Here is a 12,881-nt window from a genome sequence, read left to right on the forward strand (position 1 = left end):
GCTCCTTGTCACCGCTCGCGTGGGGCGAGCGCGCGATGTGGACGGGTGCGTGTGCGTCTCGGTGGACGTCGATCAGAGCGAGCGCACGAAGTCGATGAGCGCCCCGCGATCCTCGTAGGAGAGCGCGCGGAACGCGGCGACCGAAGCGGCGGCCTCCGAGCCGGGGCCGTCGTGGAGCAAGATGGCCTGCTCGATGGTCCTGGCGCGGCCGTCGTGGAGATACGAGGTGCTGTGGCGCACGCCGATGAGCGGCGCCGTCCGCCAGGCGACGGAGCTGGCCGACTCGTCGGCCAGCCCGTCGGCGAGATCAGGGCCGAGGTCGTGCAGGAGGAAATCCGTGTAGACCGGAGCGTCGATGTCCGCGAGCTGCGCGATCGGGTAGTCGGCGCGCGTCCTCAGCGAGGGGACATGGCAGGCGGCGCAGTCGGCCTCGGCGAAGAGCTCCTGGCCGCGCGCGTCGGCGGGCGCGCGCCTCGGGATCTCGAGCAAGCGCATGTAGTCGGCGACGGCGTTCACCGTGTCGAGCACCACGTCCTCGCCCGGCTTGGCGTCGTCCGTGAGCCCGTCGGGGTTCGGCAGCTCGTCCGGCCGGAGCGGCGAGGTGATGCCCATGTCGCCCTGGTAGGCGTCGGCCGTGAAGTCGTCGAGCGTGGCGACCCGCGCCTTGAACCCGAAGCGGCCGATGAGGTTCTCGTCGCCCTCGACGAAGGCGTAGAACGACTCGTCCCCGCTCTTCTTCGAGTGGAACACCACGCGGTTGATGCGCCCGCGGATGGCGTCGCCGCGCGCGGCCTGCTCGGCCGCGACCCGCTCGATCTCGGCGTCGTCGACCGCCTCCATGTAGCCGCGCCCGAACACCGGCGGGCCGAGGCGCTTCGAGACCTTGATCGTCGCCTCGGCCTCGGGCTGCGAGAGCGTCGTCGCCCCCCCGACGGCGTAGGGCCGCAACGTGTGTCCGTAGGGGAGCCCCCCCTGATCCGCCGCCGGCGTCACGCCGTCGTCCTCGACGAGCGCCATCTTCTGGACCGCGCCCGGGCCGCGCGCGGCGCCGTCGTGACAGCCGGCGCACGCCGCCCGGATGTAGAGCGGCCCGAGGCCATCGCGCTCGCGAAAGACGAAATCGAAGAGCGCGTCGCCGTCCTTGAACCGAGCTACCTGCTCGGCAGAAGCGTCGTGCAGCGGGATGTCGGTGAGGTCATCACCGATCAGCGTGATGCCAGCCAGAGGATCGTCGGGAGCGGACTCCGAGCCGCAACCCACATTGAAGACCAGCGGGAGCGCAAGAAACAGGGCAAATCGTGACATGTCGTCGACCGGAACCGTAGCCGTAAATGAAAGTCAGCGTCAATAACCCACGGCGGCGCGCTCGCCGGGCTGGTGTGCCGGATCGCGCGCGGGCGGATCCCACCTCCTTGCGAAGCGTGGCGGAGGCTCGGGCGTTACACTGCGCGAGCCGGCGCGGACGGGCTCACGCTGGAGGACAGCGGATGAAGCAGCGAGATGACGAGCGGCGCGCGGCCTCGAAGGCCCTCCGGGACGGACTGCGGGAGATCGAGCGGAACGAGGAGCGCCGCGCGGCTCACGAGGAGCTCAGCGCCGGCTGGCTCCGGTACATGGGCCCCGGCTACGGCAACGACATCTGCTCGATGTGCGGCGCGCTCCTCGACAGGGGAACGGCCTACATGCACTGCGCGCCCTGCCTGGCGACGCGCGGCATCGACGAGCAGGCGCTGCGCGGCGTGTGCGCGCAGGCGATGGCGGAGGACTGGCCGTTCCAGGATCGCCGGCTCGACGGCGGGCGCTGGGCGCGCGCGCTGATCGCGTTCTGGCGGAATCACGTCGATCCGATCGAGTCGAAGGCGATCCCGTACCGGAACAACACGCTCGAGTCTTCCTTCTACTACATGAAGCGACGCCTCACCGAGGCGGGGGTCGCGGACATCTGGACGGTGCCTGACGAGAGCCAGCGTGGGCTCGATCCTGCGATGGTCGTACGGGCCCGGGGCGGCGCGCTGGCGATCGGCGTCACCACCCAGCGGCGCATCGCGACGGCCGACGAGGGCACGCGCAGCGCGCACATCGCGCTGTTCGACGAGTTCCTCCGCCTCGCGGGCGCGCGGGAGGGCTTCCTGGTGGTCGAGAAGCTGAGTCGACGCGCGCGGCGCGACACGCCCGTTCGGGAGATCGTGGTGACCACCGCCGAGGGACGGCGCGTGACGCAGCTCCGCTGCATGCAGGAGGATCGGAGTTGGCCCGCGCCCGCGGCGCCGGCGTAGAGCGGGGCGCTGTCGCGGCGCGGACCTCACGCCGCGCTACTGCCGGAACCGCTGCTCGATATCGTAGATCTCCGCCGCCACGCCGTCGGCTCCGTCATGGGTTCGGCTGGCCCCGCGCCCTCCGATCCCGGCCTCACCCAGCTCGATGGTCGTGTTCGTGAGCGAGGGCTCGATGCCCGCGTACGCGATGGCGATCGAGTGGCCGCCGAGCCCGCCGCCGCCCCGGCCGCCCTGACCGCCCCGGCCACCGCGACCGCCAGGGCAGGCGGCGTTCAGCCCCGTGGCCTCGCCTCGGGTCCCGGCTGCCCCGTGGTCGCCGCCCTCGCCGCCCGGCTGGCCCTCGCCCCCGGCGCCGCCATTGCCGCCGCGGCCGGTCTTCAGGACCACGTCGTTCAAGTCGATGGACGCGCTCCCCACGAAGAGGGCGATGCTCACCCCGCCGGCGCCTCCGCCGCGGCCGCCGAGCCCCCCGCACCCGCCCGCGCCCCCGGCGCCTCCGCCAGCGCCGGCCGCAGAGGCCTCGAAAGGACACATCTGCGCGCCGGTGCCGCCCTTCGCACCGCCGCCTCCTCCGCCGCCCTGGCCCCGCGTGCCCGGCGTCCCGTCGCCGGCGAGCGGGCCAGTGTACCCATTCAGGAACAGATCGCCGAAGCCCGTCGCACCGGCGCCCGGACTCCCGTCCACCCCGTCCGCGCCCTCCTGCCCCGCGGTGCAGCGCTGGGTGCTGGTCTCACCCTTGCCGCCGTTCATCCCATCGCTCGGAAACCCGCTGCTTCCATCCCCCCCGGACTCCAGGCCACCCGTCCCTCCCGTGCCGCCGCGCGAGTCGTCCGACCGATCGTCGGGGGTACCGCAGGTGTTGTTCACGGGGAGCCCGCCGGTGACCGTCGTGGCCGAGCACGCGGCGTTGCCGAAGTTGCCGGTCATCCCTTTCTCGGCAGCGCCGTCCACGAACGCCCCGCCGCTCGCCCCCGGCGCCCCGTCGCCCGCCTCGAGGATGCACCGCGTGAAATGGACAGGGACCCCGGAGCTGTTCGCGGCGATCGCCGATCGGCCTGCCAGCTCGGTGTGGGTCACCGGGATCGAGCGCGCGCTCACGTGGAGATCCTCGATCACCGCCGCGCCTTCGCCGTTGTCGAACGAGAGCGGCGTCTCGCCTTCGGGAGCGGTGAGCGTGGTCTTCTTCTTGTCGCCTATCCAGCGCCAGCGGTCGTCGCAATCGAGCCCGCCGAAGAGCTTGTGTCCCCCGGGCACGATCACCGCTTCATCGAACGTCTGGGCGCAGAGATAGATGCGCCTTCCCTTGTCCGGGGAGAGCTGCAACGCCTCCGAGATCGTCCTCACGGGCGCCCTCTGGATCCCCGCGTTGCCGTCGTTCCCCAGGGTGCTCGAGACCCACACCCCGCACGTCGGGGGGACCGGATCGTGCTTGCTCGGAGTGCAGTCCTCGTCGGACAGCTCGTCTCCGATGATCCCGACGACGTTTGACTCGTGAAAGCAGCCGCTCAACGCCATCGCGACCGGAATGAACCCCACTACCCATGCATCAACCTTGAATCGAATCCTCATACTATTCCTATTCCGGTCAGCCCTGCGCGTTTTCCAAGCAAAGCGACCTGCGCGTGCCGACCGGCGCGAGCGCCGCGCCTGCCCCGCGCCTGCCGGCGCTGGCGTGCCGGCCCAGTTGCCCATCGCCGGGTGTTCCGTGCGAACATCGGCCCATGAGCGCGAACCTGAGGGATCTCGTGCGCGAGCTGATCGAGGCCGGCGGCGGCGAGCCGATCGAAGGCGGCCGCTTCCTGCCGCTCGTCACGCTGGAGTCCGGCGCCCGGGTGGGGCTGGACGGCTCGGGCGCCTGGGTCTTCGCGCCCGAAGGCGGCGGGGCGCCTCAGGCCATCGCGCCGGAGCGCGGGCGGGCCTTCTTCGAGGTGCTGGAGACGAAGCGGGACGACTTCGACGCGAGCATCGAGGCGGCGGCGAAGGCCGCGGGCCTCCCCCCCGAGGAGGTGGCCTTCTCGTTCCCCGCGGCCGACGTCGTCCGAGCGGTGCTCGCGAGAGGCTTGCCGAGCATGACGCGGCTCGCGCTCTCGTGGCTCCGGTTGACGGAGGTCCGCGCGCTCCGCGCCGAGATCATGGCCGTCTCGCGCGACCCGACGATGCCCGTGCCCGTCCGGGACCTTGCGGAGCGGCTCACGGTCCCCGCGTGAGCCCGCGCCGCGCCCCCGCCCGGAGGCGGGGCGGCGCGGGGAGGGAGGTCAGACGGTCGCGAACGCGTCGGCCGGGATGTCGAGCGCGGACGAGTCCTCGCGCCCGAGGATCTCGGCGGAGAACTTCGCGTGCGGCAGCACGTTGGCCGCGAAGTAGAGGGCAGCGTGCTTCTTGCCCTCGTAGAAGGCGCGGTCCTTCGCGCCGGCGTCGCCGGCCGGGAGGCCCTCCATCGCCTTGAGCGCGATGACCGCGCCGTCGAGCAGCAGCCAGCCGATCGCGAGCTCGCTCATCATCTCGAGGAAGCGGTTCGCCGCGAGCGGCACCATCGGCATCTTGCCCAGCTGGAACCACGAGAGCAGCCGCATCGCGGTGCCGGCGACGGCCTCGTGCGCCTCGCGGAGCTCCTTGATGCTCGCGGCGAGGACGGGGTGCTTCTCGTTGGCCTTCACGAACTCGGCCACGTCGTTCAGGAAGGCCTGCAGGTTGACCCCGCCGCCCTGGCCGAGCTTGCGCCCGACGAGGTCCATCGCCTGGATGTGGTTCGTGCCCTCGTAGATCGAGAAGACCTTCGCGTCGCGGCAGTACTGCTCGACGGGGTAATCCTTCGTGTACCCGGCGCCGCCGAAGGTCTGGATCGCCGTCTCGCAGACGCGGAACGCCTGGTCGGACGAGTAGGCCTTCACGAGCGGCACGAGCAGGTCGACCTGGCCCTGGTTGTAGGCGGCCGCGCGGTCGTCCTTGCCCTGGTAGACGGCGACCGCGTCCTGGTGGCGCGCGAGCTTGATGATGAGCGCGCGGATGCCCTCCACGCGGCTCTTCATGTCGAGCAGCATCCGCCGCACGTCCGGGTGATCAATGACCGGCACGCGCGGCGCCGTCGCGTCCTTCCACTGGAGGATCGACGAGCCCTGCTTGCGATCCTTCGCGTACTCGAGCGCGTTCAGGTACGCCGAGGACGCGACCGAGACGCCCTGCAGGCCGACGGAGATGCGCGCGCCGTTCATCATCCGGAACATCTGCGGCATGCCCTGGTGCTCGACGGTGCCGACGAGCTCCCCGAGGCAGGCGTCGCTCTCGCCGAAGTTGAGCACGCACGTCGACGACCCGTTGATGCCCATCTTGTGCTCGATGTTGCCGACGACGACGTCGTTCGGCCCGCCGAGCGAGCCGTCGTCGTTCACCCGGAACTTGGGCACGACGAAGAGGCTGAGCCCCTTCGTGCCGGGGGGCGCGCCCTCGACGCGGGCGAGCACGAGGTGCACCACGTTCTCGGTGAGGTCCTGATCGCCGCCGGAGATGAAGATCTTCGTGCCGCGGATGAGGTACTTGCCGTCCTTCTGCTTCACTGCGTTCGTCCGCGACGAGCCGACGTCCGACCCGGCCTGGGGCTCGGTCAGGCACATCGTCCCGCTCCACTGCCCGCCGTACATCCGCTTCAAGAAGAGGTCGCGCTGCCTCGGCGTCCCGAAGTGCTCGATCACCTCGGCCGCGCCGTACGTCAGCCCGGGGTACATGTTGAGCGCCGCGTTCGCGCCGCAGAGGAACTCCTCCACCACCGTGTAGAGCGTGAAGGGACCGCCCTGACCGTCGTAGGTGGGCGAGACCGAGACCGACTTCCACCCGGCCTCATACAGCTTGTCCCACGCGTCCTTGAACCCCGGCGGGGTCTTGACCTGCCCCCCCTCGATGCGACAGCCGACCCGATCGCCGACCGCGTTGAGCGGGCCGAAGACATCGCACGCGAACTTGTACGCCTCGTCGACGACCATCCCGACCTCGTCGCGCCCCCAGGCGTCGTAGGGCGCGCTGCCGAGCAGCTCGTCCAGGCGGAATTGCTCGAAGAGGAGGAAGCGGATCTCGCGGAGGTCGGCCTTGTAGCGGTTCTGGTGGGTTTGAGCGTTCGACATGGGAGACCTCCTCGTTGCCGCGGCAGGGAGGCGCTGGCAGCCGGTTCCCTTCCCGGTCTTCCGCGCAGCTGCGGCACAGTTCTGCATTCGCCTAGCATGTCGCCGCGTCGCGTCAATAGCCGTCCGCAACATGCGAAGAATCTCGTGGAGATCCGTGAAGATCGGGGCATCCGAGGCGGGTCCTCGGCGGGGCTCCCGCGCCGGGATCCACGGCGTTGAACTGGCGAGCGGCGCGGCGTAGGCTCGCTCGCGATCGACCATGTCCGACCCGGCTTACATCACGCCCAGCGGGGCCAGGAGGCTGTCCGAAGAGCTCGGGCGGCTCCGCTCCGTGGAGCGGCCCCGCATCGTCCAGGAGGTCGCCGACGCGGCGGCGCAGGGCGACCGCTCCGAGAACGCCGAGTACATCTACGGCAAGAAGAAGCTGCGCGAGATCGACCGGCGGATGCACTACCTGACCAAGCGGCTGGAGAAGGCCGTCGTGGTCGATCCGGCCGAGCAGCGCGGCGACAAGGTCTTCTTCGGCGCGACGGTCGAGATCGAGGACGAGGACGGCGCGCGCCGCACCTACCAGATCGTGGGCGAGGACGAGATCGACAGCGCCGCAGGGCGCATCAGCTGGCGCTCTCCGGTCGGTCGGTCGCTCCTCGGCAAGCGCGCGGGGGACGTGATCACGGTCCGCCGCCCGGCGGGCGAGGCGGAGATGGAGCTCATCTCGGTGCGTTACGGCTGAGCGCCGCGCGGGCGCCAGGGCCGGAGAAGGAGACGGGAATCGGCATGAGGATCTTGCACACGATGCTTCGGGTCGGCGATCTCGAGCGCTCGATCGGCTTCTACAGGGACGTGCTCGGGATGCAGCTCCTGTCGCGGCAGGACTACCCCGAGGGCAAGTTCACGCTCTGCTTCCTCGGCTACGGGAAGAACCCCGAGCACGCCGAGCTCGAGCTCACGCACAACTGGGGCGTGGACAGATACGAGCTCGGCACAGCGTACGGGCACATCGCGCTCGGGGTCGACGACATCCGCGGGGCCTGCGACCGCATCCGGGCGGCGGGCGGGAAGATCACGCGCGAACCGGGCCCGATGAAGCACGGCAAGACCGTGATCGCGTTCGTCGAGGATCCGGACGGCTACAAGGTCGAGCTCATCGAGGAGTCGAGCCGGAGCCGGTAGCCGGAACCGGGACGTCGAGGCCGGCAGATCGAGGTCGGCGAGGCGCGTCGAGGCAGGGGAGGTCGCGGAGCAGCCGGAGGCCCAGAGGAGCCTCCGCGCTGCCCGCGCCTTGCCTCTGCTGTGCGCTCGCCTGCAGGCTCGCTTCGAGCCCGCGAGGCGCGGGTGATCAGGCGCCCGCGACCGGCGCGGCGTCGTTCGCCGGCTCGGGGGACGAGAGCTCGCCGCCCTCTGCCGCGGACGCCTCCTCGTCGGGCGCCTTGGCCGGCGCCTCGGACGAGGCGCTGCTCGCGGCCGCGGCGGCCTTCTCGGCGTTCGGGCGCCGGCCGCGCGGCTTCTGCAGCAGCGACGGGGCGAGGTCGCCGTCGCCGCCCTCGTGCCAGCGCAGGTACGCGACGGCGCGGCGGCACTCCTCGTACGCCTTCGCGACCAGCGAGATCGCGCGGGCGCGGCGATCGCCGGCGTCGGTGATCTTCGGCGCCGCGGACGAGCCCTTGCCGGGCTTCGCGGCGAGCGCGGCGAGGAGGCGCACGCCGAGATCCGCGGCGCGCTCGAGCTCCTCGTCCTCGACCGCCGTCTTGGCGCGGACCTTGTCCCAGGAGCCGCGGAAGAGCTCGGCCAGGGCGATGAGATCGCTCGCGAGATCTGCGTGCCCCTTGCCCTTGCGGATGTCGGCGACGCGCTGCTTGTCGAGCAGGTTCCTGTGACCGAGCGCCTCGGCGGCGACGAGGAGCGCCTCGCGCAGCGTGCCGGCGTCTTCGGTGAGCTTCTTCGCGTCGAGCTCGCTCGCGGGCGTGCTGTAGAGAAGATCGGCGTACCAGGCCGCGAGGGCGTAATCCTCGAGCTCGTCCAGCATCGCGATCGGATGGTTCGGGAGATCCCGGACGATCTCGTCGCGGATCTCGCGCAGGTGGGGCAGAGCGGAGAGCACGGAGCTCACGGCCCTGGGGACCTCGACGTAGACGGTCACGAGATCGTCGGGGCCGAGCTCGAGGAGCTTCGGCTCAACGCGGCCGTACGCAGCGAGCGCGGCGGCCGGCGAGGACGGGAGAACGGGAGCAGGTGCTGCTTTCGGGGGTCTCGCCATACAGGTGTCTCCAGCGGAGGGCGCGCACACTGCCAGACAGAAGCGCGAAGGGAAAGGGGGACCGCGCGATTGCCGCCGGAGGCTCGGCCGGAGGGCGCCCTGGCGCGAACAGACTCTCCGGCCGGGCGCGCTGTGCTCTGGTAGATTGCGGCGCGAGGACTCACGACATCATGTACGCGATTGCGATCATTCGTTACAGGCGACCGCTCGACGAGGTGCTCCCGGCCGTCGACGCCCACCGCGCCTATCTGAAGGGGCTCATCGAGCAGGGACTGCTGCTCGTGTCAGGGCCGCTCGATCCCCGCTTCGGCGGCGCGCTCCTGCTCCGGGTGCCCGACGAGGCGGCCGCGGCGACGCTGGATCAAATCCGGGACGGCGATCCCTTCACGGCGAAGGGGCTGGCGCAGTACGAGCTCCTGCCCTGGGCGCCGGTGTTCGGAAAGGAGGAGCTCGACAGGGTGTTCGCCCCGAAGCCCTGAAGGGAGCGCCCCGCCGTTCATCGCGCCGACGCCGTCCGCGCCGAGAACCGCGCCGCGCGCTACGGCGTGTCGAACGAGAGCACGCCCGAGTCGTCCGTCCTGTAGCGCCCGCCCGGCGTGATGCGGATCGCGAGCTCCGGCTCCCGGGAGACGACGGCCACGTCGTAGCCGGCCTTCGGCAGGAGACCGGTGATCACGTGCCGGCGCGTCGCGCGAGGCACCTGATAGGACAGCGGCCCCGAGCTCGCTCGCGGTTCCGAGCGCAGATCCGAGCGGAAGAGGACGACCGTGCCAGCCACGAGCGCGCCGTCGAAGCCGGAGCCCTGCGCGCTGTCGATCCGCGTCGCCGCATCCATCGTCGCGCCCGCGTCCGCGCCTTGCAGCACGTGCAGGAAGCGGACGTCCGTCGGAGCGGTCTGGTCCTCCACGACGAGGCGGTGGGTCGTCGGCTCCATCGCCGCCGGCTTGTCGACGTTCTCGACCGGCACGGCCGCCATGCGGGCGCTCCGCGGCAAGAGGCTCTGGATGAACAGCGTCTGCCCCCGCGGGGTCACGGCGCTCGCCGTCCGGCCGGCGATCCGCGGCGCCGAGGTGGTCATCAGGTTGAACCGCTTGAACCGGCCGGCGGTGCGCGACGTCGCGCGGTCGTAGACGACCACGTGATCCGGCTGCAGCCAGACGACCGACCGGCTCGCATGGACGATGTCGCGGGCGGCGTCCGTGGGCGTCCAGACGTTCTCGCGGGTGTTGTACAGATCCGTCGCTATCCCCTCGGCGAACACGTAGCCGGCGCCCCGGGTCATGCGCGTGATCGGATCGCCGGCGGCGCGCCCCTCGCGCCACTGGCCCCCTCGCGCGACGATCTCCTTCTCGAACCAGCGCATATTCGACGGCTTGTCGTTCTGCAGGGAGAGGGTGTTGTGGTAGTCGGTCGTGGCCCCGATCAGGTTGTTCGAGTAACTCGTGTGCTCCTTCGTCAGCCACTCTCCCTTCCGGTAGAGCTCGATCTGATTGCAATCGCCGATCTGGTGGTTGATGGTCACCCAGCCGCACCGCCAGGTGAACCACGTCGCGCCCGCCGTCCAGTCCGAGCGCGCGCGGAGGGAGCCGCGTCCCTGCGCCCGCTCGAAGAAGGCGGTGGGCATCGCCGGGCGAGGATCCGCCGGGAGCGGCGCGGCCGGGTCGAAGAGCATGAAGCTCAGGATCGCCCGGCTCGGGGCGGGCGATCCCCAGATCTTGGACGTGCGCGCGTAGAGCTCGGGCGCGCCGCCCGCGATCGTGTTGGCCACGATCCAGCGCGACCTCTGCAAGCGCGCGGTGTTGCCCGTGAGCTGGTCGTAGACGCCCAGCGAGCCGAACAGCTCCGCGAAGCGCGGCTCGACCCAGACCTGCAGCGCGTCGCCGTAGTTCGCCATCTCGTAGACCGGCCCGAGGTCGCGCCTCGACGGGTACGTGACCGGGCCCGGCGCGATCGAGTGCAGGAACCCGTCCGTGAAGCGGTCCCAGGTTCCGCTGCGCAGAAGCCCGATCTGAGGCCCTGACTGGGCCTGGGTGCCGTAGCCGGCCGTATAGAGCCCGAGCAGCGCGTGGTGGAGGGTCGCGACGCCGCCGCCGTAGAGAAAGCCCTCCACGGGCAGGCCGCCGCTGGCCACGCCGAGCCCGTCGGACGGGACCCCGAGCTGCTTGGCCGCGGTCTCGGAGGCCTCGAAGACGGCAAAGGCCTGGTAGAGCCACGCGCCCGTCGCGTTCGCGCGATAGCTGCGCAGCGTGTTGCCGAGCGCCCCCGCCGGCGCGCTCGGATCGAGCGGCGGGTCGTCCGCGTCGTCCATCGAGAGCGACATCAGCGTGACCTGGCGCAGATGGCCGAGATAGAAGTTGTTCGCAGCCCACCTGAGCTGGAGCGGATCGCGGAGCAGCGCCGGATCGTTCATGACGCCGACGGGGTGGGGGTGCTCGTTGCCCGCCGTCGAGGCGTGGAGGTTGTCGTCAATCCACCTGAGGAAGACCTGCCGTATCTTGGCCTTGTCGCCGGCGGAGAGCACCGGACGGCCGCCGCTGTCGGTCGCGTCATAGATCCAATCGACCGTCAGCGGGAACCCTTCACCCCACCAGCGCGAGCGATCGCCGGTCGCGAACCCCGGGCGGCGGAAGGGCTGGCCGTCGGCTCTCCCCTTGCTCGCCTCCTCGATGGCAACCATCAATAGGTTGCGCGCCCTGACGGCGTGGGTGGGGCGGGCCGTGACGTCGGCGTCGATGAGCGACATGAACGCGAAAAACTCGGCATACGCCTCGGTCGGATACTGCTCGTAGGCGTTGGTGCCGCCGTCCGGCCACGTCGGGTTCGGCCGTCCATTCGGGTAGAACCGGCCTTCGTAAGCTGCGATCGCGCCCCGGAGCGCGGGCAACATGGCTTCCGTGTACATGCGGTTTCGGCTGTCCGCGGCCCACCCGCGCAGCCTCGGGAGGTGTTCGTTCGTGAGCCAGAGTCGCGGGTGACCGGTGACAGGCTGCGCGGCGGCGCGCCCCTTCGCCCCGACAAGGCCCAGAGAGAGCGCCGCGGCGGTGAGGATGTGGTGAATCGGTCGCATGCTGGTTCTCGGTATCGCTGGGCGCGAACAGCCGCGCCGGCCAGCGTTGACCCACGCTGAACAGCACGCGTCGTGCCGAGTATTTGCGTGCGCGCCGCGCGCCGCGCGTCACGGGGAATGAGCGGTGTGCGTCCGCGTCACATGGCCAACATCGACGGCGCCGCCGAGCGGCTCGCGCGTGGCGACCTCATCAACCCTCGGGCCGAGACGCGCGCTTCCTCCCTGTGCTGGACCGGCGGAGGACGGCGCCCATGCAAGCCGCGTCGGTGGTAATACTGCATACCATTCACCTGGTGAGGCGACGCCATCGCGGCCGGGGTGGCGCTCACGCTTCGTGGGGCAGCACGGTGGCGACGTCGAAATAGCGAGCGCAATCGAAATATCGAGCGGAGTGAGCCCTCGCCTCCGCGCCCGTCCGCGGCCCCGGAAGACTCGGACACCTCGGAACCTCGGACGACACGCGCATCGAGGATCGAGGGCACATGACGCGAATCCGCCACACCTCCGCGCGGATCTGTCGCTATACTGGGCGAAGATAGGAGCGCTCTGCAGCATGCCGACGCCAGACTCCTCCCAGTTCCTTGGCGATCCTCGGGTCCTGCGCGAGGGGAATCTCGTGAAGGGCACCCTGATCGGCTCCCGCGCCGAGGCCCTGCGGCAGAGCTATGGCGAGCGGGCCGTGGCGGATCTGAGCCGTCGGCTCTCGCCGCAGGCGGCCCGCTACCTCGACGATCCGCCGATGCCTCTGGCCTGGCACGACATGGCGCCGCTCCTCGAGATCGACTGCGCGCTCCTGCACGGGCTCTTCGGCGGCAGGATGGAGAAGATGCGCCTCCTCGGCGCGGAGATCGCCCGGAAGGACCTGACGACGACCTACAAGACGATGGCGGTGGTGGGCTCGCCGTCGGTGCTCTTCAAGCGCTTCGGCCTCATGTACAAAACCTACTTCAAGTACGGCGACTTCAGCGTGACGGCCACCGGCGACGCCGCGGGGAGGGCCACGCTCTCGGGCGGCGGCCTGCCGCTCTACATGTGCGGCCATGGCATCTCGGGCTGGGTCGAGGCGGGACTCGCGCTCCTCGGCAGCCGGCGCAGCGCGGTCGAGCACACGGCCTGCAGGCACCGCGGGGCGCCGCGGTGCACCTGGTCGATCTCGTGGTGATCCG

General features: G+C 70.8%; 11 protein-coding genes. 6 read left to right on the forward strand and 5 right to left on the reverse strand.

What is annotated here, in order from left to right:
- Window positions 1–72: 72 nt before the first annotated feature.
- Window positions 73–1,305: a di-heme oxidoredictase family protein gene (locus tag WMF11_RS20040; protein ID WP_437910001.1), complete on the reverse strand. Its 1,233-nt coding sequence runs from the start codon at window positions 1,303–1,305 to the stop codon at window positions 73–75.
- 182 nt (window positions 1,306–1,487) lie between these two features.
- On the opposite strand from WMF11_RS20040, the gene WMF11_RS20045 reads away from it, so the two are divergent.
- Complete coding sequence (locus tag WMF11_RS20045; protein WP_437910002.1) at window positions 1,488–2,276, forward strand: hypothetical protein; 789 nt, start codon at window positions 1,488–1,490, stop codon at window positions 2,274–2,276.
- Between the two features lie 36 nt (window positions 2,277–2,312).
- On the opposite strand, the gene WMF11_RS20050 is transcribed toward WMF11_RS20045, so the two are convergent.
- The gene (locus tag WMF11_RS20050) at window positions 2,313–3,845 is read right to left on the reverse strand and encodes a PGRS family protein (RefSeq protein ID WP_437978604.1); all 1,533 of its coding nucleotides are present in this window, start codon (window positions 3,843–3,845) and stop codon (window positions 2,313–2,315) included.
- A gap of 152 nt (window positions 3,846–3,997) precedes the next feature.
- On the opposite strand from WMF11_RS20050, the gene WMF11_RS20055 reads away from it, so the two are divergent.
- Complete coding sequence (locus WMF11_RS20055; protein ID WP_437553873.1) at window positions 3,998–4,483, forward strand: hypothetical protein; 486 nt, start codon at window positions 3,998–4,000, stop codon at window positions 4,481–4,483.
- A gap of 48 nt (window positions 4,484–4,531) precedes the next feature.
- On the opposite strand, the gene WMF11_RS20060 is transcribed toward WMF11_RS20055, so the two are convergent.
- The gene (locus WMF11_RS20060) at window positions 4,532–6,391 is read right to left on the reverse strand and encodes an acyl-CoA dehydrogenase (RefSeq protein ID WP_437553875.1); all 1,860 of its coding nucleotides are present in this window, start codon (window positions 6,389–6,391) and stop codon (window positions 4,532–4,534) included.
- Between the two features lie 259 nt (window positions 6,392–6,650).
- Between WMF11_RS20060 and greB the strand changes: the two genes are divergently transcribed.
- Together greB and gloA are read left to right on the forward strand one after the other, a co-directional pair.
- Window positions 6,651–7,124: a transcription elongation factor GreB gene (greB, locus tag WMF11_RS20065; RefSeq protein WP_437553877.1), complete on the forward strand. Its 474-nt coding sequence runs from the start codon at window positions 6,651–6,653 to the stop codon at window positions 7,122–7,124.
- 44 nt (window positions 7,125–7,168) lie between these two features.
- A complete protein-coding gene (gene gloA, locus WMF11_RS20070; protein ID WP_437910006.1) occupies window positions 7,169–7,564 on the forward strand; it encodes a lactoylglutathione lyase in 396 nt (131 codons plus the stop codon).
- 166 nt (window positions 7,565–7,730) lie between these two features.
- Here gloA and WMF11_RS20075 read toward each other — a convergent pair whose 3' ends face one another.
- Window positions 7,731–8,648, reverse strand: coding sequence for a hypothetical protein (locus tag WMF11_RS20075; protein WP_437553881.1), 918 nt, complete (start codon window positions 8,646–8,648; stop codon window positions 7,731–7,733).
- A gap of 170 nt (window positions 8,649–8,818) precedes the next feature.
- Between WMF11_RS20075 and WMF11_RS20080 the strand changes: the two genes are divergently transcribed.
- Window positions 8,819–9,127, forward strand: coding sequence for a YciI family protein (locus tag WMF11_RS20080; RefSeq protein ID WP_437910007.1), 309 nt, complete (start codon window positions 8,819–8,821; stop codon window positions 9,125–9,127).
- Window positions 9,128–9,186: 59 nt separating this feature from the next.
- Here WMF11_RS20080 and WMF11_RS20085 read toward each other — a convergent pair whose 3' ends face one another.
- Window positions 9,187–11,715 (reverse strand): hypothetical protein, encoded by a 2,529-nt coding sequence (locus tag WMF11_RS20085; RefSeq protein WP_437978605.1) that lies wholly within the window; start codon window positions 11,713–11,715, stop codon window positions 9,187–9,189.
- A gap of 553 nt (window positions 11,716–12,268) precedes the next feature.
- On the opposite strand from WMF11_RS20085, the gene WMF11_RS20090 reads away from it, so the two are divergent.
- On the forward strand, window positions 12,269–12,877 hold the full coding sequence (locus WMF11_RS20090) for a hypothetical protein (protein WP_437553886.1): 609 nt from the start codon (window positions 12,269–12,271) through the stop codon (window positions 12,875–12,877).
- Window positions 12,878–12,881 lie beyond the last annotated feature (4 nt).

It is taken from the genome of Sorangium sp. So ce295, assembly GCF_051527405.1.
GTDB classification, from domain to species: domain Bacteria; phylum Myxococcota_A; class Polyangia; order Polyangiales; family Polyangiaceae; genus Sorangium; species Sorangium cellulosum_B.